Genomic DNA, 21,943 nt, shown 5'->3' with positions numbered 1-21,943 from the left:
CCAAAAAGGATAGCACGGAAAAGGGATGGTGGACATCCTCTTTGAATAGATAACGCAAAATTGACGCAGAAAGTGTGTTCGGTCCTATCAAAGGCACACGGCGTTCTGGATTGTGGCGTGGACCTACAATTTCTTGAAAGTAGCAGGCATTCGCCAACTGCTTTCAGGGCGCTTATCCTAAAAAGACGATGAAAAAGAATTTCTTTTTCATCGTCTTTTTAGAGACTTATGGGGCAATTGCTTTTTTACACGCGTATCAAAGGCATAGTGCAGCAACGAAAAGCACCACCGGATTTGATAATTTCGGAATAATCGACTTCAATTACATGGAAGCCGCGGGAAGTTAATTGCTTATTCACTTGTGTGTTCTGCGGCTGGCTGAAAACTTGGCGATTGCCAATAGACAGTACGTTGGTGCCTAATGCAAACTGCTCTTTCTCATTGACACGAATTAATGTATAGCGCTCAGCGAGCATTTCGACAGTAGCCCTATCGAGCGCTTCAGGAAAAATGAGTGCTTCTGTTGGTGACAAGATATTAAAGACACAGTCAAGGTGCAGGTATTTTTCATTAAACGAAATAGGCAGGACTTTAAAATCCGGTAGCTCACGCTGTAAATCACCGATAGCTTTTTTGGAAGTACGGCTGCTGATACCGACAAAGACAGTGTCGCGATCGATGATGACATCACCGCCTTCGATGCGATGACCTGTCAAATTTTTGAAGTTGACATCACGTGTTTGCATCCACTTTCGAAGTTCTTGTTCTTCGCCTTGGCGAATTTCAGAGGCCATTTCGCTAATAAACACCGAGTCTCCAATGGTAAATCCAATATCTCGTGTAAATACTTGTTCCGGATAATTTTCAGCAGGCTCAATCAAATCGGTTTGAACACCACGATCAAGTAACGCTTGAACAAATTCATTGTGTTGATTGAGTGCTTTGTCTATATCGATATTTTCGTCCTTATACCTTTTCTGAACATCATTGATGACATCTTTTATCTCCATAAAGCGTGGCGGGCATAACAAAACACGCCGAAGCGAATCGTATTCGCTCTGGCAACGTGCAGATAGACTTTCTTTTATAGTTGATGACATATAGGTTCCTCCAAAGAACATAGTTATTAATTTACTATTCCTTTTGGGTAGTAAATTAAAACATGCTAATTAGGAGATGATACACAAAAAGAGGCGAAAATGAGAAAATGTAAAAAGAAAGTTTTTCGATACAGGAGGAGACTGTTACGATGAAAATTATTCAACAGGAAGTGGCGAAAGACCGAGATTTTATACGGAAGAAAATTATTGAACACAATGTCGCCAATTTGCCGGGAGAAGCGAACTCCCCATTTGAGCAAATGAGTTTTATCGTGCGTAATGAAGAAGAGGTGATTATAGGCGGTTTAACAACTACCGGTTTTTGGCGAAGTCTTCACATCGATTTCCTGTGGGTTGACCCAGCAATCAGAGGTACCGGTATTGGAGAAAAATTGATGGCACGGGCAGAAATTTATGCGCGCAGTAAAGAATATCGATTGATGATTGTCGACACCTTCAGTTTTCAAGCACCTGAATTTTATAAGAGACAGGGATTTTCGGAAATTGGTGTAGTTAACAATCATCCAGTAGGCCATAACCATTACTATTTAGAAAAATGGCTCTTGGATTCATCAAGACAATAAAAAAAACGGAAGCCCAAAAGGCCTCCGTTTTTTTATTCTTGTTCTTTGTAAAATACTTTGTCTACATTGTATTTGGCTTTTTCTGTGTTAATCAAATACGTTTCGTAGATGTCGCGCTCCATTGGATCTTCTATAATGGAAACAGTAATGCGGTAAACTTCTTCACGATGATTCTTCAATGGCGATACTGAATCTTCGAAATGTTTTTTTACACGTTGGCGTAGTTTGCGGGCTTTTCCGACAAACAATAGTTCTCCACTGTGGTTAAAAAATTGAATGATGCCGCCTTTATCGCGTGGAACATCGTGCAAATCGATAAAGCCGAATAATGGTTTGATGACAGCTTCGTCACCTGTAATTTCTTGTTTGCGCTGTGTAATCGTCACATCCGCTTTTGGTGGTTGAATATTAATCATGCTTATCACGTCCTCTAGTTATCGTATTGCCTAGTTTAACACAAAAAAGAGCGGAAATCCATCCGCTCTTTTTCGCCTATCATTCGAAAATTTCTTATAAAGTCTCTAATTGGTCGCCAACAGGCTGCTCGCCTTGCAGTACTTCAAATGTTTTGTGATACGTATTGTTGCGATCGAGTACATCTACTAAGACTTTAGCGACGTCTGCTCTTGGAATTGATCTTCCTTCAAGAGAAGAAAACCCATTTGAAGAAACCTCGATTTTACCTGACTTGTCTTCGTCTGAAAGAGCTCCAGGACGAACGATTGTATAATCCAAATTAGTAGCTTTCAACAGGTCATCTGCTGTGCGTTTTGCTACTAGATAAGGCTTCATCGCCTCGCCACCCGCATCCGGATTGTCTGAGCCAACTGAGCCAAGTTGCACAAAGCGTTTAACGCCGTTGTCTTGTGCGTATTGAGCTGCTTTCACAGAACCCCATAAATCAATGGTTAAGGTTTTATCAGCCCCTGTTTTTGGACCAGATCCGGCTGCGAAAATCACGGCATCTACGCCTTCAAAAGCGGCACTGAAATCTTTTTCTAAATCGCCCAATACGACATTAGCAGCACCAAGTTCTTTCATTTTATCAATTTGATCTTCTTTACGGACCATAGCGGTTGCTTGATGATTTGCTTCTGATAATTCTTTGACAACGTTGCGGCCGACTTGACCGTTTGCTCCAATAACTAGTACGTTCATTCGATATCCACTCCTTTAATTGTCTTCACTCTACTTATATCCCCTTTTAATTTCACGATAAACGTTTTATTTCTTCGTTCAACTGTCCAAAAAGCTGTAGACAAGCTAGAATAGAATAACGGAGGTGTTACAATGCAAATTACAGATTATGTGTTTCACAAAATTAACGACCCTACAGGAATTATGGTGGGTGACCGTTACGAATTCTTGTTGAATGTTGAAGTTGATGAAGAAGATGAGTTATATACAGAGGGCGGCTTAGAACTGCGTGTTATTATTGCTGCAGAAGAAGCAGGAGCTCGTATCGCACATTACAACTTTATCGATAAGCAAACAAGAGGTGCACTTGAGTTTGGACTTGAAGATGAGGAAGAAGAAGAAATTCTTGCTTACTGTTCAGAAAAACTAGCATAATCAAAAACATCCTGCTCAATTTGAGCAGGATGTTTTTGATTATAGGTTAACTTCTATTTCAGCTGTTTTCTTTAGTTCTTCAATTTGAACAACTACAGCCTCTTGTGTTTTTTGCTCTTCGAGAGATGTGCGGATTGTCGGTTCCATTTCTTCAAAAGCGGGTGCTTCTTCTTCAGAAGTTTCTGCAAAGCCCTCATAAGCTGTTTTCACTTCTTCGTCTGTCACTTCTCCTGCTGTTACCTCTTCTGCAACATACTGCTCGTAAATCGACTGTTCACGAAGCTGAACTTCCATGTCAGCTAGCGTAAAGCCAGTTTCTTTTAAGGCTTTGTCCATTACCTCTGTCGATTCAAACTGACCCTTTAGTTCTTCTAAGCGCTCTTCAACTATTTTTTCATCTGCTTGATAGCCTTTTTTTGCTGCGTCTTGCAAGATTACTTTGTTACCAATCAATACGGACAATGCCTGTTCTTTTACAAGGGCAGCATTTTCATCTTCGGACACATTTTGACCTTGTGCAGTTAATGACGATTCTAGTTGACGAGCCACACTATTATAAACTTTGCCCAAAATTTCTTCCTCATTCACGACAACAACTACATCTTTTTGCTCCGGTAATTCTAAAGCTGATTCGGTAGGAGTGTTTTCACCTGCTGTTTCTTCAGTCGTTTCAGGCGCAGTATTTTCTTCGGATTTAGTTTCTTCCTGATCAGAGCACGCGCCTAATGTTAGCAATAAAAGAATTGGGGCGAACACAAATTTCATTTTCTTCATCATTTAAAAACGCCTCTTTCAGTCTGTCTGCTTAACAGTAAAACATATTTTATTGGGTAGCACAAATAGTTGTACGTGCTTGTGCAAATAAAGCCGCAATTCGGTATAATAATAAGAGATAGACAAGTAATAGAATTAGAAAGCTAGAGTAAGCCGCATGTCTAGTGCGGTTTAGCTAGTGAATTCGATTTGAAATGTCCGTTAAGCGTGTTATGATTGTAGGAATCTGTAGATAATGATACATAACTTATACTTTTGGGGGAATCTCTATGACAAGCTCACATACGATTAAAGCACGTAAAACATTAGACAAAATTCAACCATACTCACCAGGAAAGCCAATTTGGGAAGTGCAAAAAGAATTAGGACTTGATCGTGTCATTAAATTGGCGTCTAACGAAAATCCATTAGGGCCTTCGCCTAAAGCGGTAGCAGCGATTCAAAATGGATTGGCAGAACTAAACCGTTACCCTGATGCAGATGCGAGCGCATTGAAAAAAGCCATTGCTAACAAATTTCAAGTAACTCCTCAACAAGTAATTACAACAAATGGTGCTGACGAATTGATTACGTTGATTTCTGAAGCTTTTCTCGAAGCTGGAGATGAAGTCATTGTTCCGTCTCCGTCATTCAGTGAATATGATTTTGGTGCACATATTATGGGTGCCACAGTTGTACCGGTCAAATTCAAAGAAGGATTTGAATATGATGTAGATGCGTTACTAGCAGCAGTAACAGAAAAAACCAAAATTATTTACATCTGTACGCCGAACAATCCAACAGGTACGTATATACCAAAATCAGATTTGGATACATTAGTAGAAGCGATTGATAACGTATTGGTCGTTATTGATGCGGCTTACGATCATTTCGCTGATGCCGCGGACTACACAAATGGTGTGGAATACATCAACGCGGGACAGTCAGTCGTAACATTGGAGACCTTCTCAAAAATTTATGGTATTGCTGGAGTACGAGTTGGCTTTGGAATCGCTCCTGAATCAATCATTCAATCGATTTTAAAAGTAAAAGAACCGTTTAACGTCAATACATTAGCGCAAATTGCAGCAACTGCAGCAATTGAAGATACTGAACATGTACAGACTTCCCAAGAAACCAATAAAGCAGGACGCGAACAACTATACAAAGCCTTTAAAGACCTAGGGTTAACGTACGTTGAAAGCATGGCCAACTTCGTATTAGTGCAGCTGGGCGAAGATGGCGAAGAACTGTACAAACAGTTAATGGCGAACGGAGTTATCGTTCGTCACGGAAAAATTTGGGGCTTACCTGATTACATCCGTGTTTCTGTTGGGACGACAGAAGAAAATCAGTTCTTTATTGACGTTTTAAAAGGATTATTAGTTAAACAAGCATAAAGAAGATGCTCCTGAAACTAGGAGCATCTTTTTTATAAGCTACCGAATTCGTGTATTCATCATTAACGATTTGAGCTGTGTATAAACGTATGCTTTGCTTAAAACCCTGCCTATACGATAAACTTCTAGGAAAAGATTCTTAAGGAATAGGAGGAATGCCAGCTTGGACCAAGTAAATTTATTGTCGTCCATCACTTACATTGATACAGAGCGTTCTATTGAATTCGGAGAAATAAAAATCACCGATACAGAATGTAATATTCACCTATACGAAGATATCGTGGTAACTTCTGCGACGAAATTCCAAGTAGCAAACGTATGGGATGTATCTTATAAGTCCTTTTCATCTGAAGCAAGTTTGTTGTATCTGCATACTCATAGGGGAGTATTAACGTACAAAGTCTATACAGATCCAGATCACTTTGTGGAAACGTTTAAAAAACTGAAAAATAAACATTACTAAAGAAGATAGGGATGGTCCTGTCTTCTTTTTTTGTTGTTCTTTAATAGAATGGTTAACAGCATACTTACCTGTATCTGAATAGTAGTGCTTTTAACACATTCTATCAAACGAAATCAAATTTTCAGAAAAAGGTATTGATTTTATCAAAAGATTCAATTATACTTTCCTAAAACGACTTACTAAACCGGTTTAGTAATGGGAGGAAAAATGAAGAAAACAACAATGCAAGACGTAGCACTAAAAGCAGGAGTTTCGAAAAGTACCGTTTCTCAATTTATAAACAATCGTTTTGAGTTTATGAGCGCTTCAACCAAACTTAGAGTTGAGGAAGCTATTAAAGAATTAGGTTATATTCCAAATCACATAGCTAAGAGCTTAAAGCAGAAGAAAACTGGAACAATTGGTGTAATTGTAGCGAATATTCTTCACACATTTTCAACAGAAATTATTCGGGCAATTGAAGATGAATGTGAAAAAAATGGATTTCACTTGTTTGTTTGTAATGCAGATGATCAACCGACAAAGGAACGTTCTTACATTGATATGTTGGTTGCCAAGCAAGTTGATGGCTTGATCATTTTCCCGACTAACGGCAATAACGGATATTATAAACAGTTGAAAAATGCAGAATTCCCAATTGTGTTTGTCGATAGGGTAATTAATGAACCCATTTTTCCGACACTTTTGTTAGACAATGAAAGCGCTTCACAGATAGCGGTAGATCAATTGGTCAAAAAAGGGAGGAAGAAAATTGGTCTAGTTTCCACTTCGATTGTTCAAAAGGTGACACCGCGAGTTGAACGCATTAACGGGTATAAAAAAGCGATGACATTACACGGGTTAACTATTAAAGAACATTGGATTGTTGCTGAAGAACGGCAGGAAATCGGCAATAAACTTCAGCATTTATGGGATTCTGATGATCGGCCAGAAGCATTTTTTGCAACTAATGATCTGGCATTAATTGAATTATTGAAGTTCATTAAAAAAAATCATTTAGCTATTCCAGAAGACATTGGTGTAATTGCAATCGACGATTCACCATTTCTCGAAATGGCTACAACACCCATTTCTGTTATTAAGCAGCCAACTTTTGAAATAGGACAACAGGCAGCAGAAACTTTACTACAATTAATCGTCAGTAAGGATTTTAAAGAAGAGTATGCAGAGCGGCGCTATCAGCCAATCTTAGTTGAACGTGAGTCCATATAAAGTAAGGGAGGTGAGAGTTTGTCAAAAAAGTTTGGTGTATTAACGATTGGGGATGCCATGATTACGATGAACCCTATGACGACAGGCCCGCTGAAGTATGTAACGCAGTTCGAGCGTAGAATCGGTGGTGCTGAAATGAATTTCGCAATAGGTTGCGCGAGGTTGGGGCTAAACAGTAAATGGATCAGCAGGTTAGGAAAAGATGAATTTGGTCGTGTAATCTATAATTTTGCTCGTGGTGAAGGAATTGATGTTTCAGCAGTCCATTTTGTAGAAGGCGTCCCGACATCAGTGAATTTTAAAGAAATTCATGCAAATGGTTCAGGTAAAACATATTATTACAGAAATCCTTCTCCCATAGAAACTCTCACAGAAGAGGATATTACAGAAGAAATGTTCGACGGTATTCAAGTAGTTCATTTAACCGGTGTTTACTTAGCTCTCGGAGAACGAAATCTAACCATTGCTAAAAAAATAGTGAAAATAGCGAAACAAAGAAACATTATTGTTTCATTTGATCCTAATATTCGCTTAAAGCTCTGGAGTATCGAGAAAGCACGTGAAGCCTACGAAATGATTTTTCCAGAAGTAGACATTTTATTGACAGGGTTGGATGAAATTCAAATGATTTCAGGTAAGCAAACTTTAGAAGAACTGGTGGAATATACGTCTAGTTTCTCAATACAAGATTTTGTAATTAAAGACGGAGAAAAAGGATCAAAACTGTACAAAAAAGGGAGCTGGATTGAAGCACCTGGATTTCCGGTAACACCCGTTGATACGGTAGGCGCCGGAGATGGTTTTGATGCAGGCTATATTTACGGCGTATTGAATCATTTCGATGAAGAGTTCTTACTGCGATTTGCAAACGGAGTTGGTGCGCTCGTGACTACAGTCACTGGAGATAATGAAGGACTTCCCTATTTAGAGGATGTTGAAAACTATATCGGTGGAAGAAAAGTCGTCGAACGTTAACACAATTACGACTTAACAATCGCAAAAAAGAGACTATCCACTTTGAATGGGAGGAACGCCATGGCGACAGTAACTAGAGATTTTACAGAAGTGAAAAAGTTAATTGAAGAAAAACTGTTAAGTGCTGATGTACCAAAAGAACATGCTGCTAAAATTGCTGAAATTCTTGTACATGCGGATTTACGTGGAGTAAACTCGCACGGTGCACTTCGTACAGCACATTATATGAAACGTCTAGAGGCAGGCGGCATTAATCCAGTTCCTAATATTGTATTTAACCAAACCGGTCCGGTAACGGGTGTAGTCGATGGGGATGATGGCTTTGGTCATGTCGTTGCAGATAGCGCTATGAAACGTGCAATTGCGATGGCAAAAGAAAACGGTGTAGGTATGGTAACAGTTATGAACAGTAGCCATTGCGGAGCGCTTAGCTATTTTGTCGAAGAAGCAACAAGACATAAGCTGATTGGTATCGCAATGACACATACTGATAAAATTGTTGTTCCGTTTGGTGGGAAAGAATCATTTCTAGGTACAAACCCGATTGCGTATGGAGTTCCTGGGAAACTTAAAAATCCATTTATTCTGGATATGGCTACTTCAAATGTTGCACTAGGGAAAATTCTTCAGCGGAGAGAAGAAGGCAAGTGCATCCCAGAAGGATGGGGCGTAGATGAAAACGGAACATCGGTAACAGATCCTACAAGGGTTGTTTCTTTAATGCCTTTCGGTGGTCCAAAAGGCTCTGGATTATCTATGATTGTTGATATTTTCTCAGGGTTACTCGCGGGTATGGCATTTGGCCCGCATATCAATGCCATGTACACCGACTTGGATAAGAAACGTAAGTTGGGTCATTACTTCTGCGTGATTAATCCATCATTCTTTACAGATATCGAAAATTTCTTGGAACAAGTAGACAAAATGATTGCGGAGATTCGCGAAGTACCAGCCGCTGAAGGATTTGGTCGTGTTCTTATACCGGGAGAAATCGAACAAGATAACGAAGAACGAAACCGTGAAAATGGTATTCAGCTTGCATTAACTACTTATGAATACTTAAAAAAAACTTAAAACAAAGGGGAGAATAGAAAATGAGAAAGAAATTATTAACAGGTATTTTTGCATCCGTATTGGTATTGGGAGCTTGTGGTTCAAATGAAGAGAAAACAGAAGGTGCTTCGGAATCGGACAAAACAATTGAATGGCGATTTGGTCATTTAGCTGACGAAAATCATATCTGGCATAAAACAGCTTTGAAATTTGAAGAATTAGTAGAAGAGAAATCAGATGGTCAAATGGAAATCACTATTTATCCCAATAACTCACTTGGTGGCGAAACGGATACAATCAACTCAATTCAAGCCGGCACAGCTGATATGGTCATTTCGGGTGAAACTTTGCAAAACTGGGCACCCAATGCAGCTTTAATGGCAGTGCCTTATGCTTTCCGTGATTTGGATCATGTAAAGTCTGTAGTTGAAGGTGAGATTGGTGAGCAGATTAAACAAGAAATTAGCGAAGAAGCAGGGTTAAAAGCTCTTTACTACCATACGCGTGCTCCGCGTAACTTAACATCGAACAAAGCGATTACTTCCCCGGATGACTTAAAAGGATTTAGCATGCGTGTACCGAACGTTCCGTTATTCTTAGATGTATGGCAAGCTGCTGGTGCTTCTCCGCAAGTAATGGATTTTAACGAAGTGTTTACCGGATTACAACAAGGTGTAATTGATGGTCAAGAAAACCCAGTAGACTTAATCCGTAGCGGTGGATTAGCTGAAGTTCAAGACTTTGTAAACCGTACTGAACATGTTTACTCTTGGATTTATATTTTAGTAGGCAATGATCAATACGATGCACTTTCTGATGATTTGAAGCAAGTAGTTCAAGATGCAGCTGCGGAGGCTCAAACTTTTGGTGACGATTTATATGAAGAAGAAATTGCTGCAGTAGAGAAAGATTTAATGGATGCAGGTATGGAATTTGTAGATGTAGACCAAGATGCATTCCGTGAAGTCATGACGCCAGCTGTTGAAGCTTCTTTATCTCCAGAACAATTGGAAGTGTACGAACAGATCCTAGCAGTTGAATAATATGTGAATAGGGCATATTTGGCTATAATGGTCAAATGTGCCCTTCCATTAAGAAAGGAATGAATTCGGATGTCCAATTTCCGGAAACTAATTGATAATACACTTGCCTTTTTAACCGTCCTCAGCTTTGCAGGAGTTATTATTATTGTTACGATTCAAATTATTTCACGATTCACACCATTATCTTTTATTTGGACCGAAGAACTAACACGTTATCTTTTCTTATATGGCATTAGTTTTGGGGCACCATTGGCTTTAATGCGTAATGAATTTATAAATGTGGATATGATTCTTAACCGAATGTCTAATAAGTTCCGAAGATATTATGAGGTGATTATTTATTTAGCTATTATTTTATTGAGCTTAGTCATGGTTATTGAGGGATATAATTTTACATTACTCGGTAATAAGCAAGGGTCGGCAACGATGCCTTTTCAGATGTCTGTTATTCATGCGTCCTTACTGATTATGAGTGTGTTCTTAGTGTTCTATGCAGTTTTAAAAATTATTGACCTAATAAAAAATGAACAAGATTATAGTCAGAACTATGGAGGTGAGGATAACTAATGGCTACACTTCTCTTTGTGTCCTTTATCGTTTTAATTTTCTTAGGAGTTCCGGTTGCGTTTAGTTTGGGGTTAGCTTCGTTTGTTTATCTTATGTTAGCGGGTATTCCGCTTAATATCATTCCACAGCGGATGTTCGGTGGATTAAACTCGTTTGTTTTACTTTGTATACCGGGGTTTATTTTAGCAGGAAACTTAATGAATGCAGGTGGAATTACCGAGCGAATCATCAAATTTGCCAACGATTTGTTTGGCCACATTCGAGGTGGATTGGGACTTGCTAATGTGGGTGCATCAATGGGCTTTGCAGGGATATCTGGAACGGCACTTGCAGATACAGCGAGTATTGGTTCTATTTTAATACCTGCTATGAAAAAAGAAGGGTATGGCGCAGGGTTTTCAGCCGCTGTAACAGCATCGTCTTCTACAGTTGGACCCATTATTCCACCTTCTTTGCCCATGATTATTGTGGGAACTTTGGCATCGCTATCTATTGGGGATTTATTTTTGGCCGGTGCACTTCCTGGTATTCTCCTAGGAGTTGGACTAATGATTCCAACTTATCTTATTTCAGTTAAACGAAATTATCCGAAAGGTGAACGCCAACCAGTTAAAGTAATTTGGAAGAGTTTTACTGGTGCTTTCTGGGCCTTACTAATGACATTCATCATTCTTTATGGTATTTTAGGCGGCTTCTTTACACCAACAGAAGCATCTATTATTGCGGTTCTTTATGCATTTGTCATCGGAATTTTTGTTTACAAAGAATTGCCAATTAAGAAAATACCGGAAATCATGCTATCTTCGATGACCGCTACTGCATCTATTATGTTACTTGTCGGATTTGCCAATTTATTTGGCTGGATTATGGTGCGCGAACAAATTCCACAGCTTGTCGCAGAATCGATTCTTGGCATTTCGACTAATGCCATTATCGTTATACTATTGATCAACATATTGTTGCTTTTTGTCGGTACGTTTATGGAAACCATTGCAGCTTTAGTTATTTTATTCCCTGTACTGTTACCAGTCGCGTTGACAGTTGGGATGGACCCTATTCAATTTGGCGTCATGATGGTCTTAAATCTGGTGATTGGACTAGTTACTCCGCCAGTAGGTGTCTGCCTTTTTGTCGCTTCCCAAATTGGAAAAGTATCTATTGGGAAAACAGCTAGAGAACTGCTGCCGTTTTTAGGAGTCAGTTTGGTAGTGCTTATGCTTGTCGCATTTATTCCACAGATTACGTTGTTCTTACCCAATTTATTTGAATAGGTGGTTGTAAAAATGAAAGCAGTACAAGTTCCAGAAGCATATAAAATACAGATTATTGGACAAACAAAACCAGAGATTCAGCAAAATAATGAGGTTTTAGTGAAAGTAAAACGCGTAGGTATATGCGGTTCAGATATGCATATTTATCATGGTACGAATCCACTTGCGACTCTTCCACGCGTTGTTGGTCACGAGGTAACTGGAGAAGTAATAGAGGTAGGAAGTTCTGTTAAATCTCTGGAAATTGGCGATCACGTTGTAGTTGAACCAATTAACTATTGTGGTGAATGTTACGCCTGTAGAAAAGGACGCCCGAATGTTTGTAAAGAATTATCGGTGTTCGGTGTGCATGAAGATGGAGGGATGCGTGAATTTATCGTCTTGCCAGAAAAACAACTTCATGCTGTAGATAAAGAATTGAACTGGGATGAAGCCGTGTTGGCAGAGCCCTATACAATTGGAGCGCAGGCTGTTTGGCGTGGAAATGTTGAGCGAGGAGATACGGTATTAATTCAAGGCTGCGGCCCTATCGGTATTTGTGTTTTGAAACTTGCTAAAATCGCGGGAGCTACAGTTTATATGACTGATTTGAGCGAAGAGCGTCTAGCTTTTGCAAAAGAAAGTGGTGCTGATGAAGTAATCGATATAGGTACTGAATCTGTGAAAGAACGTGTACTCGAGCTCACGTCGAACGAAGGAGCCAATGTAGTCATTGATGCAGTAGGTCTACCGACTACAGTGGAACTCAGTATTGACCTAGTTTCGCCGGCAGGAAGTGTAGTTATACTCGGATTCAACGAACGACCATCTGCAATCGCGCAATTACCGATTACTAAAAAAGAAATTAATATCGTTGGTTCGAGGCTTCAAACCAATCAATTTGGAAAAGTCATAAGCCTTATGAACAGTGGTACTTTAAAGTCAGATGGATTAATCACACATAAGTTCTCGATAAACGAAATACAAGAAGCATTTGCATTTGTTGAAAATAATCCAGACAAAGTAAGAAAAGCATTAATTGTTTTTGAATAAGGAGATGTATAGATGATTCCTAAAATGGAAGTATACCACCAACTTTTAGATGCAAAAATTGTTGCTGTCATACGGGGGAAAGATGCGAATGAAGCCATTGCGATTGCAGAAACTGCAATTAGTGGTGGGTTAAAAGCAATTGAACTAACTTATACAACACCAAACGTTTCACGGGTTTTTGATAAACTAGCTGGTTCAACCGCATTAATCGGTGCAGGGACAGTGCTAGATGCTGAAACAGCTCGACATGCGTTATTACACGGAGCAGAATTTGTTGTAAGTCCAAATTTTAACCCAGAAATTGCTAAAGTTTGCAATCGTTATAATGTACCATACCTACCAGGTTGTATGACGATAAAGGAAATGGTGCAGGCTACTGAATGGGGATGCGATATTCTCAAACTGTTTCCTGCTAATGGGTTTGAACCTTCTTTTGTCGGTTCAGTCAACGGACCATTGCCTAAAGTTCGCATCATGCCTACAGGGGGTATCAATATTAACAATATGAATGCGTGGCTGGATGCAGGTGCAGTAGCAGTTGGAATCGGCAGTGATTTAACAAAAGCTTATCGTTCAACTGGAGAACAAGGTGTAACAGAATTAGTTAAAGCATATTTAAATCAATTAACGTAAAAAAGGAGGGCACTCATGGATATTACATTTCGTTGGTATGGACGCGATAATGATAGCGTGCAATTAGAACAAATTAAACAAATTCCAGGAACAAACGGTATTGTTTGGGCACTTCACCAAAAGCCTGCTGGAGAAGTTTGGACGAAAGAAGAAATAGCTTCAGAAGTAGAATACATTAAGTCATACGGATTTCATGCGGATGTTGTAGAAAGCGTCAATGTTCATGAATCCATTAAACTAGGCAACGAAGAACGCGATCAGTATATCGAAAATTACAAAGAAACGATTCGCAATTTAGGTGAGGCTGGCGTTAAAGTCATCTGCTATAATTTCATGCCAATATTTGATTGGACGCGGACATCTTTATATCATCCACTACCAGATGGTTCAACAGCTTTGTTTTTTGAAAAAGAAAAGATTGAATCTTTGGAGCCAGCAGAGTTAATCGAAACAGTTGCTTCTGCTTCTGATTTAACACTGCCCGGTTGGGAACCAGAAAAAATGGCGCGAATTCAAGAACTTTTTGCAGCATACGAAGGAATGGACGAAGAAAAACTTTGGGATAATCTAACTTATTTCCTAAAAGCGATTTTGCCAACAGCAGAAGCGAGTGGCATTCAAATGGCGATTCATCCCGATGATCCACCATGGTCAATATTTGGCTTGCCACGCATCATGACAGGTGAAAAGAGCTGGGAGAGACTGATTTCAATCTCTGATTCTCCAGCTAATGGAATTACATTTTGCACAGGATCGATGGGTGCAAATCCAGAAAATAATATCGTGGATTTAGCATCGAAATACGCTAAACATTCGCCTTTTGCTCATTTACGGAACGTTAAAATTTTTGATAATGGGGACTTTATCGAAACCTCTCATTATACTCAAGATGGTTCTATTGATTTGAATGGTGTGGTTCGTGAATTATCAAAACAAAACTACACAGGATATGCGCGTCCAGATCATGGTCGTCATATATGGAATGAAGAATGCAGACCTGGATATGGTTTATACGACCGCGCACTAGGAATTATGTATCTTTTAGGCTTATGGGATGCGTACCAAACAAAGTAAAGGAGGATATCATGTTTTCAACTCATGAACATATAGCAGGACGAACAGCTGTAATTACTGGAGGAAGTGGCGTGCTTTGTTCAGAGATGGCGCGTCAACTTGCGATTCAAAAAGTGAATGTCGCGATTTTGAACCGGACTGTTGAAAAAGGTCAAGATGTAGCAGATGAAATCAATAGAGCGGGCGGACAAGCGATTGCAGTAGCTGCTGATGTATTGAATCGAGAATCTTTAGAAGCAGCAAAAGAGCAAATTCTTGAAGCTTATGGTCGAATCGATATCCTTATTAACGGTGCGGGAGGCAATCATCCAGACGCTGTAACAGACATTGAAATTCATGAAGAGCAAGCATCAGGAAAATCATTTTTTGATTTAGAAGAAGATGGTTTCTCGCGCGTATTCGCCAGTAACTTCACTGGTACGTTTTTAGCTAGTCAAGTTTTTGGTAAAGAATTATTAAAGCAAACATCACCCGTCATTTTAAATATTTCCTCAATGAGTGCTTATGCACCGATGACAAAGGTACCGGCATATAGTGCTGCTAAATCAGCTATTAACAATTTTACGATGTGGATGGCTGTCCATTTTGCAGAAGAAAATTTGCGCGTCAACGCAATTGCTCCTGGTTTCTTTCTGACCAAACAGAACAAGGACTTATTGACTCATCCGGATGGATCATTAACGCCACGTTCTGGAAAAATCATGGCAAGTACGCCGATGAAGCGCTTTGGCAAACCTGAAGATTTAATCGGGACTATGCTATGGCTAATCGATGAAAATTATTCCGGTTTCGTAACAGGAATTACAGTGCCTGTAGATGGTGGTTTTTTAGCTTACTCAGGTGTATAAAATACTCGCATTCTGATGGGTGTACAGAGGATAGATAAAAGAGATGTTGGAATGAGTTTATTCCAACATCTCTTTTGCTATCTCTAATATAAAATGGCATACAAATCAGAGAAGAGAGGATCTTTACATATTGGATATAAGAACCGAGTGCTAGCGAAGGCGCGTCCACGGGGTAGGCGAAGCGAAAAGACAGGTGATTTTCCTGGCTTTTGGCGAGAGCCATCCCCAAAGCGACCAGAGCAATTCCATTCCAACAAAAGACTGTAGAGAACTCGAGTAGATCGAATTTTCTACAGTCAGAACATACACTTACTTTATTTCACTATTTATCAAATCGCCCAACCCATCCCAATTCTCAACACGTGGCAAATCGAGGTGCCGATTATAAGATTGATCTTTGACGATAACTTTTACAGGAGTATTCGTTAAAGTATCCAAGACAGCAGGCTTATCGTCGAAATAATAATCCAGCTGCAAATTTTTAATGATCTCCACTTTTTCCGAATCTTTCATGCCACAGAAAAAGTTTTCTCTTACGATAGGGAAGTCTTGTTCAACCATCCAGTTGAACGTATTGTCAGCATACTCTGGGGGACGTGATGTTATATAGTAGATGTCGTGACCACCTGATTCGAGTTGTTTCAGTAGATCAAGTGCCCCGAAGTAGAGGGGACAGTCCGTGAAATACAAAAAATCCAAAGAGCGATTCCACAAATCCTTGCCTTCTTCATCACTCAATCCGAACGCCTCATGTATTTCGACGCGATTCAAGGCGTGGAAAATATCGATGTCCACACGTTTACCTAATTGCTGTTGGTAATAATGAAAGGCATATTCACGTAAATTAATCAATGTATCGTCTATGTCAAAGCCCAATTTCATGTGCTGCTGCCTCGCTTTTCAGGATAGCCTGTAAATTTAAAGTCTTTGCCAATTTTGCTGAATTCACCATCACGTAAATCGATGGCATCTTTCATCCAGTCCACACCTATTCCTTCAATAAAAGTAGGTGCTAATTTGCCTCCGACTATTTTAGGAGCAAAGTAAAACACGACTTTATCGATTAAGTCATTTTCTAGAAATGCGGCATTGATGGTACCGCCACCTTCGATAAAAAGCGAAGAAATGCCTTTTTCACCAAGTGTCCGAACAACATCTAAAACATCCACTTGCGTATCGTGACTCGTTGCAAAAATAGAAATACCTAACTTCTCTAATGCCTGTCGTTTATCACTATCGCAATTTCGACTTGTGAAAATCCAAGTATCTGCGATTCCATCTGTCAAAAGCTTTGAATCAAGCGGAATACGTAATGTGGAATCTAAAACAATACGAAGCGGATTGCGGCCATTTGGGATTCGAGCCGTCAATTCAGGATCGTCTTCAATTACCGTACCCACCCCCACCAGTATGGCCATATGCTGACTCCGTAATAGATGAACATCCAATCGAGCTTCTTCAGAAGTAATCCATTTGCTGTCAAGAGAGTGAGTAGCAATTTTCCCATCAAGTGTAGAAGCGGCTTTCAAGGTTACGAAAGGGGTTTTACCGACGATGAATTTATTGAACACTTCATTCATTTTTCGTGACTCTTCCTCGCGTATGCCGACGATTACATCGATACCCGCATCTTGAAGCATCCGGACACCGTTTCCGGAAACCAGTGGATTCGGATCTAACGTGGCCACGACAACTCTTTTGATGCCGGCATCGATAATGGCTTGTGCACACGGTCCCGTCCGACCAAAATGGGAGCAAGGTTCAAGCGTTACGTAAATCGTAGCGCCATGACTCTTATCACCCGCCATGCGAAGTGCATGGATTTCGGCATGAGGTTCGCCGGCTTTCAAGTGAGTTCCAATACCGACAATTCCGCTGTTATTGACAATGATAGAGCCGACCAATGGATTTGGATCTGTCTGGCCCTTTAAAGCTTGTGCATTACTGAGCGCAAGGTCCATATAGAATTCATGGCTTGACATGCATCATGTCCTCCTCGTCTTTAAGGTGCCCTGAGCGTTCAATTTTGGTCTGCAAATAATCCGTGTTGTATTGAGACTCGTCTCCCCATAGGGAAGTTCTTGAAGCAATTTTAAGTCCCGCTTTTTCAATAGCTGCAACTTTTTTAGGGTTATTCGTCATTAACGTTACGGGCTTGGTACGCAATGATTGCAATACAGCAATAGCATCACCGTAATTTCTTGAATCGTCTACATATCCTAATTTTTCATTAGCTTCGACCGTATCGTAACCATTTTCTTGAAGTACATAAGCCATCGCTTTGCTGAACAACCCAATGCCACGACCTTCATGATTCGCCAAATAAAATAACGCACCGGTGCCATGGTCAGTAATTCGTTTCATCGATTGTTTTAATTGAAAGCCACAGTCGCAGCGCTTGCTGCCAAAAATATCGCCTGTATGGCAAATAGAATGCATACGAATCAAGGCATCTTCATTGTTCTCAAAATCACCGTATACGAGGACGCTCGATTGCTGATACTCAGCAAGGTTTGCGGAGTTCAGTTTTTCAATAATGCTCTCGTAATCCTCAGTCACTTCATCGAGGCTCAACCAGCAATACCAATTAAATATAAACGTTTCGTTATATAAGTCAACAGGAAGACGGATGGGGCCGACCAAGTAAACGGCGCCTTCTTCAGTCTGGATCATTTGGATTTTTTCTTTTAATAGGGCAAAGACTTGTGGATCTAATTTCATATCGTGCATGCCAACATCCCCTTATATAATTCTTATACAATATATCGTACTACAATCTGTTGATAAAAGTGAGTGGTTTGTACTTAACGATAATTATTATCATTTAAATAAAGTATAATTCCTTAATAATTGATATTTATTATCAATTAGAAACAAATATTCTCATTTGATTTGATTAATTCGATAGGCTATGTTATATTGTCTACATTATAATAATTATAAATAAGAGCGTAGGAGGAATAAAGATGTTATCAGAAAAACTGACGAACGCATTGAACGATCAATTTAATAACGAATTACAGGCTGCACATGCTTATACTGCGATGGCCGCATATTTTTCGAAAAAAGGCTTTCATGGATTTGCAAACTTCTATCTTATCCAATCAAAAGAAGAGCATTACCATGCAATGAAATTTTATCATTATTTAGTGACGATGGATGAAAAACCGGTTCTACAAGCTTTGACTGAACCCAAAAATCATTTTGTTAGCGCGTTGGACGTTCTTGAAAACTCATTGTCTCAAGAAAAAAGCGTAACGAGCAATATTTACGCATTGGTAACATTAGCTGGTGAACTAGAAGAGCATGCGACACTGTCTTTCCTTGATTGGTTTGTTGAAGAACAAATGGAAGAAGAAAAATCGTTCCGCGACATCATTGCGAGAGTAAAAGCCATCGAAGAAGGTGGAGAATACTTCCTGAAAATGGACGATGAGTTTGCACAACGTAAGCTAGAAGCATAATAGTAACGAAGCAGCACACAGAACAAGGTGTGCTGTTTTTTCTGTCTGAAAGGAAGTGATGATTCATGACGATAACTTATAAGCCGGCAATTCATTTCAATCACGTTGATTTTTCATTTGCAAAAACTCCTGTGTTAAAAGAGATTACCGGCTCTTTTCCAGAAGGAAAAATTACGACGCTGGTCGGTCCATCGGGGGCAGGAAAGACAACGCTTTTAAAATTGTGCAACGGCTTATTGTCGACTCAATCGGGAGAAGTTTATATAAAAGACCGGCCGATTGAAAGCTATGAGCCCGTCAAACTGCGTCGCTTAGTCGGAATAGCGCTTCAAAGTGCACCGATGATAACCGGCAGTGTCTATGAGAATTTAAGCTTGCCGCTAGAATTACAAGGCAACTCTTTATCTAAAGAGGAAGCAATTGAATTATTGCATGACGTTGGACTAGAAGAAGAGTTGATGGACAGGAAAGTGAAAGACTTGTCCGGTGGTCAACGCCAAAAGGTTTCAATTGCGAGAACACTCGTCAACAAACCGACAGTTTTACTGCTTGACGAAATCACTTCTTCTTTAGATCGGACGTCCTTACGGGAAATTGAAGAACTGATCGTCAAAATTAACCGGAAATACGGCACGACCATCATCTGGATTACGCATAATCTTCAACAAGCGCTTGAAATTGGGGATTATACGTGGGTAATGATGGATGGTGAAGTCGTGGAAACAGGAGAAAGTGATTTACTCAATGATCCTGTCAATGACAGAGTTCGGCAGTTTGTTAAGGGGGAGGCAGAATGAGTTACTTAACTTTATCCATTACCCTCATTTTTGTAGCGATTCCTCTCTTATTGTCCAAGACCTTAAACCTCGGCTTAGAAAAAGATACAATTATCGCAACTTTACGTTCGATTGTGCAGTTGTTAGCAGTCGGTTACGTCTTGAAATTCGTTTTTGATTCGGAAAGCCTCATCTATATTTTCTTGATGGTTGGCTTAATGATTGTAGCAGCTACACATAACGCCCAGAAAAAAGGATCGGCGATTCGAGGCATTACGATAAAAGTAGCCGTCACCTTACTATCTGTAGAAGTATTGACGCAAAGTATTTTACTTGGCTTTGCCATTACACCGGCTACGGCCCAATACATTATTCCCATTAGCGGAATGGTTATCGGAAATTCCATGGTGTTGTCGATTTTGTTCCTGAATCGTTTTACAGCAGAAGTCGAGTCAAATCAAGACCAAACAGAGCTAATTTTGTCTCTTGGTGGAACGCCGAAACAGGCAATCCATAGACAATTGATCACAGCCATAAAGGCTAGCATGATTCCGACAATTGAAAGCCAGAAAACGGTAGGACTCGTTCAGCTACCAGGAATGATGAGTGGACAAATTATTGCAGGGGCAGATCCAATTCAAGCCGTTCAATTCCAATTGCTCATCATGTTCTTATTGCTGACAACCGCTGCTGTAACGAGTGTTATGCTTGGTTTCTTGTCGTATCCGACGCTTTTTAACCAACGCATGCAGTTAATAAAAAAATGATTTTGATTCAGAGAAAAGGCACATTCGATTACCGAATGTGCCTTTTCTTATGAAGGGTAAAACGTATCGAGTTCAAAAGATCCAGAACCAGGCAATCCTTCGATAAGGCTTGAACCGAAAAGACCCGCTGGAGTGTAATAGCCGCCTTCAATTTTTTCGATTAGCAAGCGGCGTACAATTTCCAGTGAACTGTAGATCGTTAAATCATAGACGTTGGCCGTTTGAATTCGTGCAACTTTTTTAACGCCTTCACGATTGATCGCTTCTCCCCAAATGTAAGCAGGAGAACTGGCGCGATTTTTGCGATCAGGACCTGTCACTTTTTGCTCTACTAGCTTTTGCAGTTTTTGCTTCACCCAGTCTGTCGCGAGTAGCTGTCCTGTTGAACCTACTAGACGGGCGCTATAGATTTGTGACTTGGGCAGTGGAATCCAAGTAGAGATGTTCGGAATGCCTGTTGTGTAGAAAGCAGTCGAGACATCGCCCCAAGGAATGCCCATAGCGGAGCGGGAACCTCGACCAAAATCGATGGTCCGCTGTTGTTTGCCGAGCGGGACGGTTTCCAATATACCTTCTTTTCTATGCATGCTACCAGAACCCAAGCCTTGAATCATGGTTTTAAATGTTCCCGGTGAAACGCCAGAATCTGAATCAAAGCCGAGTGCTAGGTTAACTGCATCCGGTAACTCTTCTTTTAATTTCAAGGCAATGCAGTCTGTTGGCACGATGTCAAAGCCGACACCTGAACATAAAATGATGGCTCTTTCGACAGCTTGAGTGTGTAAGAAATGAGTATGTTCAAAGACAGAAACCTCGCCTGTAATGTCTAAGTAATGTGTTTTTGAAGATAGACAAGCTTGAATCATCGGTTCACTCGTTAGTTGAAACGGACCGGCACAGTGAAGAACCAAATCAATTTCTTCTAGTTGCTCTGCTGCATGTTCATCTAATGGAAAAGCTTGAAAATTTAATGATAATTCTTCTGCTAAGGCCTGAATTTTTTTGGCACTACGCCCTCCAAGTACAGGAGACATACCTCTCCTTACCGCTTCTCTAGCAATCAACTCACCTGTGTAGCCATTTGCCCCATAAATCATCCATTTTTTCATTTCATCGGCTCCTTACTTTTAGCTCCTCTATAGGTATTCTGGAAAACCTAAAGAAATCCTTTGTTCAGTTGTACTGATCGCATTAATAGGGGGCAACAAACTGTTTGCAAAATGAATTTGTATGTTAATGACGAAGCATAAAAGCTGAAAAGAATAAGTGATATATTTACATTTTTTAGAAATAATTATTGACTATAAAAATGAGGGGTGCTTTAATTATTTATGTATTCAGAAAAATAAAAAGGAG

General features: G+C 39.9%; 25 protein-coding genes. 17 read left to right on the top strand and 8 right to left on the bottom strand.

All coding sequences use genetic code 11. The features are described from left to right. Positions 1-245: 245 nt before the first annotated feature. A complete protein-coding gene (locus tag FQ085_RS09760) occupies positions 246-1,100 on the bottom strand; it encodes a dimethylarginine dimethylaminohydrolase family protein (protein WP_058386602.1) in 855 nt (284 codons plus the stop codon). A gap of 149 nt (positions 1,101-1,249) precedes the next feature. Between FQ085_RS09760 and FQ085_RS09755 the strand changes: the two genes are divergently transcribed. Then, on the top strand, positions 1,250-1,684 hold the full coding sequence (locus tag FQ085_RS09755; protein WP_149456487.1) for a GNAT family N-acetyltransferase: 435 nt from the start codon (positions 1,250-1,252) through the stop codon (positions 1,682-1,684). A 32-nt stretch (positions 1,685-1,716) separates the two neighbouring features. Here the strand turns inward: FQ085_RS09755 and FQ085_RS09750 are convergent, their stop codons facing one another. Together FQ085_RS09750 and FQ085_RS09745 are read right to left on the bottom strand one after the other, a co-directional pair. Beyond that, positions 1,717-2,100, bottom strand: a complete 384-nt coding sequence (locus tag FQ085_RS09750) for a nucleotide excision repair endonuclease (RefSeq protein WP_058386600.1) — start codon at positions 2,098-2,100, stop codon at positions 1,717-1,719. A gap of 94 nt (positions 2,101-2,194) precedes the next feature. After that, positions 2,195-2,842 (bottom strand): SDR family oxidoreductase, encoded by a 648-nt coding sequence (locus FQ085_RS09745; RefSeq protein WP_058386599.1) that lies wholly within the window; start codon positions 2,840-2,842, stop codon positions 2,195-2,197. Positions 2,843-2,974: 132 nt separating this feature from the next. Here FQ085_RS09745 and FQ085_RS09740 point away from each other — a divergent pair, with 132 nt between their 5' ends. Further along, positions 2,975-3,256, top strand: coding sequence for a DUF6509 family protein (locus FQ085_RS09740; protein WP_058386598.1), 282 nt, complete (start codon positions 2,975-2,977; stop codon positions 3,254-3,256). 39 nt (positions 3,257-3,295) lie between these two features. Here the strand turns inward: FQ085_RS09740 and FQ085_RS09735 are convergent, their stop codons facing one another. Beyond that, positions 3,296-4,033, bottom strand: coding sequence for a SurA N-terminal domain-containing protein (locus FQ085_RS09735; protein WP_149456486.1), 738 nt, complete (start codon positions 4,031-4,033; stop codon positions 3,296-3,298). A 266-nt stretch (positions 4,034-4,299) separates the two neighbouring features. Between FQ085_RS09735 and hisC the strand changes: the two genes are divergently transcribed. From hisC to FQ085_RS09675, 12 genes are all read left to right on the top strand, one after another. After that, positions 4,300-5,409, top strand: coding sequence for a histidinol-phosphate transaminase (gene hisC / locus FQ085_RS09730; protein ID WP_149456485.1), 1,110 nt, complete (start codon positions 4,300-4,302; stop codon positions 5,407-5,409). Between the two features lie 163 nt (positions 5,410-5,572). Beyond that, positions 5,573-5,872 (top strand): hypothetical protein, encoded by a 300-nt coding sequence (locus tag FQ085_RS09725; RefSeq protein ID WP_058386595.1) that lies wholly within the window; start codon positions 5,573-5,575, stop codon positions 5,870-5,872. A gap of 207 nt (positions 5,873-6,079) precedes the next feature. After that, positions 6,080-7,084, top strand: coding sequence for a LacI family DNA-binding transcriptional regulator (locus FQ085_RS09720; protein WP_149456484.1), 1,005 nt, complete (start codon positions 6,080-6,082; stop codon positions 7,082-7,084). A gap of 18 nt (positions 7,085-7,102) precedes the next feature. Then, on the top strand, positions 7,103-8,059 hold the full coding sequence (locus FQ085_RS09715) for a sugar kinase (RefSeq protein WP_149456483.1): 957 nt from the start codon (positions 7,103-7,105) through the stop codon (positions 8,057-8,059). A gap of 60 nt (positions 8,060-8,119) precedes the next feature. Further along, positions 8,120-9,133 (top strand): ureidoglycolate dehydrogenase, encoded by a 1,014-nt coding sequence (allD, locus tag FQ085_RS09710; RefSeq protein WP_149456482.1) that lies wholly within the window; start codon positions 8,120-8,122, stop codon positions 9,131-9,133. A 20-nt stretch (positions 9,134-9,153) separates the two neighbouring features. Then, positions 9,154-10,155: a TRAP transporter substrate-binding protein gene (locus FQ085_RS09705; protein ID WP_149456481.1), complete on the top strand. Its 1,002-nt coding sequence runs from the start codon at positions 9,154-9,156 to the stop codon at positions 10,153-10,155. 69 nt (positions 10,156-10,224) lie between these two features. After that, positions 10,225-10,722, top strand: coding sequence for a TRAP transporter small permease (locus tag FQ085_RS09700; protein WP_149456480.1), 498 nt, complete (start codon positions 10,225-10,227; stop codon positions 10,720-10,722). Next, entirely contained in the window at positions 10,722-11,993 is a 1,272-nt protein-coding gene (locus FQ085_RS09695) for a TRAP transporter large permease (protein WP_149456479.1), read from the top strand. The genes FQ085_RS09700 and FQ085_RS09695 overlap by 1 nt, the downstream gene beginning before the upstream one ends. A gap of 12 nt (positions 11,994-12,005) precedes the next feature. Further along, on the top strand, positions 12,006-13,025 hold the full coding sequence (locus FQ085_RS09690) for a zinc-binding alcohol dehydrogenase family protein (RefSeq protein ID WP_149456478.1): 1,020 nt from the start codon (positions 12,006-12,008) through the stop codon (positions 13,023-13,025). Positions 13,026-13,037: 12 nt separating this feature from the next. Continuing rightward, complete coding sequence (locus tag FQ085_RS09685; RefSeq protein ID WP_149456477.1) at positions 13,038-13,658, top strand: bifunctional 2-keto-4-hydroxyglutarate aldolase/2-keto-3-deoxy-6-phosphogluconate aldolase; 621 nt, start codon at positions 13,038-13,040, stop codon at positions 13,656-13,658. Between the two features lie 15 nt (positions 13,659-13,673). Continuing rightward, positions 13,674-14,732: a mannonate dehydratase gene (uxuA, locus tag FQ085_RS09680; RefSeq protein ID WP_149456476.1), complete on the top strand. Its 1,059-nt coding sequence runs from the start codon at positions 13,674-13,676 to the stop codon at positions 14,730-14,732. Positions 14,733-14,743: 11 nt separating this feature from the next. Next, positions 14,744-15,580 carry an SDR family oxidoreductase gene (locus tag FQ085_RS09675; protein ID WP_149456475.1) on the top strand — a complete coding sequence of 279 codons (837 nt, stop codon included), beginning with the start codon at positions 14,744-14,746 and terminating at the stop codon, positions 15,578-15,580. Between the two features lie 309 nt (positions 15,581-15,889). Here FQ085_RS09675 and FQ085_RS09670 read toward each other — a convergent pair whose 3' ends face one another. From FQ085_RS09670 to FQ085_RS09660, 3 genes are read right to left on the bottom strand one after another with little or no spacing between them, the layout of a single operon-like run. Next, positions 15,890-16,462, bottom strand: coding sequence for a 5' nucleotidase, NT5C type (locus FQ085_RS09670; protein ID WP_149456474.1), 573 nt, complete (start codon positions 16,460-16,462; stop codon positions 15,890-15,892). Next, positions 16,459-17,562: a bifunctional diaminohydroxyphosphoribosylaminopyrimidine deaminase/5-amino-6-(5-phosphoribosylamino)uracil reductase RibD gene (ribD, locus tag FQ085_RS09665; RefSeq protein ID WP_149456473.1), complete on the bottom strand. Its 1,104-nt coding sequence runs from the start codon at positions 17,560-17,562 to the stop codon at positions 16,459-16,461. The genes FQ085_RS09670 and ribD overlap by 4 nt, the downstream gene beginning before the upstream one ends. Then, the gene (locus FQ085_RS09660) at positions 17,549-18,310 is read right to left on the bottom strand and encodes a GTP cyclohydrolase II (RefSeq protein WP_058386592.1); all 762 of its coding nucleotides are present in this window, start codon (positions 18,308-18,310) and stop codon (positions 17,549-17,551) included. The genes ribD and FQ085_RS09660 overlap by 14 nt, the downstream gene beginning before the upstream one ends. A gap of 236 nt (positions 18,311-18,546) precedes the next feature. On the opposite strand from FQ085_RS09660, the gene FQ085_RS09655 reads away from it, so the two are divergent. The 3 genes from FQ085_RS09655 to FQ085_RS09645 all read left to right on the top strand — a co-directional run bounded on the left by FQ085_RS09655 (position 18,547) and on the right by FQ085_RS09645 (position 20,587). Further along, on the top strand, positions 18,547-19,044 hold the full coding sequence (locus FQ085_RS09655; protein ID WP_058386591.1) for a ferritin: 498 nt from the start codon (positions 18,547-18,549) through the stop codon (positions 19,042-19,044). 65 nt (positions 19,045-19,109) lie between these two features. Next, positions 19,110-19,841 (top strand): ABC transporter ATP-binding protein, encoded by a 732-nt coding sequence (locus tag FQ085_RS09650; protein WP_058386590.1) that lies wholly within the window; start codon positions 19,110-19,112, stop codon positions 19,839-19,841. Next, complete coding sequence (locus FQ085_RS09645) at positions 19,838-20,587, top strand: ABC transporter permease (protein WP_058386589.1); 750 nt, start codon at positions 19,838-19,840, stop codon at positions 20,585-20,587. Before FQ085_RS09650 ends, FQ085_RS09645 begins: the two co-directional genes overlap by 4 nt. A gap of 47 nt (positions 20,588-20,634) precedes the next feature. Here FQ085_RS09645 and FQ085_RS09640 read toward each other — a convergent pair whose 3' ends face one another. Further along, complete coding sequence (locus FQ085_RS09640) at positions 20,635-21,696, bottom strand: saccharopine dehydrogenase family protein (RefSeq protein ID WP_149456472.1); 1,062 nt, start codon at positions 21,694-21,696, stop codon at positions 20,635-20,637. Between the last annotated feature and the right edge of the window lie 247 nt (positions 21,697-21,943).

Origin of the sequence: Planococcus sp. ANT_H30 (genome assembly GCF_008369335.1) — a bacterium.
In the GTDB taxonomy this organism is placed as follows: Bacteria; Bacillota; Bacilli; order Bacillales_A; family Planococcaceae; genus Planococcus; species Planococcus kocurii.
This window is presented reverse-complemented; position numbering and strand designations above follow the sequence as displayed.

Bases quoted from the DNA above. Each gene is read 5' to 3' on its own strand.
- FQ085_RS09740 (WP_058386598.1), top strand. From the start codon at position 2,975: ATGCAAATTACAGATTATGTGTTTCACAAAATTAACGACCCTACAGGA.
- allD (WP_149456482.1), top strand. From the start codon at position 8,120: ATGGCGACAGTAACTAGAGATTTTACAGAAGTGAAAAAGTTAATTGAA.
- FQ085_RS09755 (WP_149456487.1), top strand. From the start codon at position 1,250: ATGAAAATTATTCAACAGGAAGTGGCGAAAGACCGAGATTTTATACGG.
- FQ085_RS09640 (WP_149456472.1), bottom strand. From the start codon at position 21,696: ATGAAAAAATGGATGATTTATGGGGCAAATGGCTACACAGGTGAGTTG.
- FQ085_RS09660 (WP_058386592.1), bottom strand. From the start codon at position 18,310: ATGCACGATATGAAATTAGATCCACAAGTCTTTGCCCTATTAAAAGAA.
- FQ085_RS09745 (WP_058386599.1), bottom strand. From the start codon at position 2,842: ATGAACGTACTAGTTATTGGAGCAAACGGTCAAGTCGGCCGCAACGTT.
- FQ085_RS09720 (WP_149456484.1), top strand. From the start codon at position 6,080: ATGAAGAAAACAACAATGCAAGACGTAGCACTAAAAGCAGGAGTTTCG.
- FQ085_RS09655 (WP_058386591.1), top strand. From the start codon at position 18,547: ATGTTATCAGAAAAACTGACGAACGCATTGAACGATCAATTTAATAAC.
- FQ085_RS09760 (WP_058386602.1), bottom strand. From the start codon at position 1,100: ATGTCATCAACTATAAAAGAAAGTCTATCTGCACGTTGCCAGAGCGAA.
- FQ085_RS09650 (WP_058386590.1), top strand. From the start codon at position 19,110: ATGACGATAACTTATAAGCCGGCAATTCATTTCAATCACGTTGATTTT.
- ribD (WP_149456473.1), bottom strand. From the start codon at position 17,562: ATGTCAAGCCATGAATTCTATATGGACCTTGCGCTCAGTAATGCACAA.
- FQ085_RS09685 (WP_149456477.1), top strand. From the start codon at position 13,038: ATGATTCCTAAAATGGAAGTATACCACCAACTTTTAGATGCAAAAATT.
- FQ085_RS09700 (WP_149456480.1), top strand. From the start codon at position 10,225: ATGTCCAATTTCCGGAAACTAATTGATAATACACTTGCCTTTTTAACC.
- FQ085_RS09695 (WP_149456479.1), top strand. From the start codon at position 10,722: ATGGCTACACTTCTCTTTGTGTCCTTTATCGTTTTAATTTTCTTAGGA.
- FQ085_RS09690 (WP_149456478.1), top strand. From the start codon at position 12,006: ATGAAAGCAGTACAAGTTCCAGAAGCATATAAAATACAGATTATTGGA.
- FQ085_RS09750 (WP_058386600.1), bottom strand. From the start codon at position 2,100: ATGATTAATATTCAACCACCAAAAGCGGATGTGACGATTACACAGCGC.
- FQ085_RS09675 (WP_149456475.1), top strand. From the start codon at position 14,744: ATGTTTTCAACTCATGAACATATAGCAGGACGAACAGCTGTAATTACT.
- uxuA (WP_149456476.1), top strand. From the start codon at position 13,674: ATGGATATTACATTTCGTTGGTATGGACGCGATAATGATAGCGTGCAA.
- FQ085_RS09645 (WP_058386589.1), top strand. From the start codon at position 19,838: ATGAGTTACTTAACTTTATCCATTACCCTCATTTTTGTAGCGATTCCT.
- FQ085_RS09735 (WP_149456486.1), bottom strand. From the start codon at position 4,033: ATGATGAAGAAAATGAAATTTGTGTTCGCCCCAATTCTTTTATTGCTA.
- hisC (WP_149456485.1), top strand. From the start codon at position 4,300: ATGACAAGCTCACATACGATTAAAGCACGTAAAACATTAGACAAAATT.
- FQ085_RS09670 (WP_149456474.1), bottom strand. From the start codon at position 16,462: ATGAAATTGGGCTTTGACATAGACGATACATTGATTAATTTACGTGAA.
- FQ085_RS09705 (WP_149456481.1), top strand. From the start codon at position 9,154: ATGAGAAAGAAATTATTAACAGGTATTTTTGCATCCGTATTGGTATTG.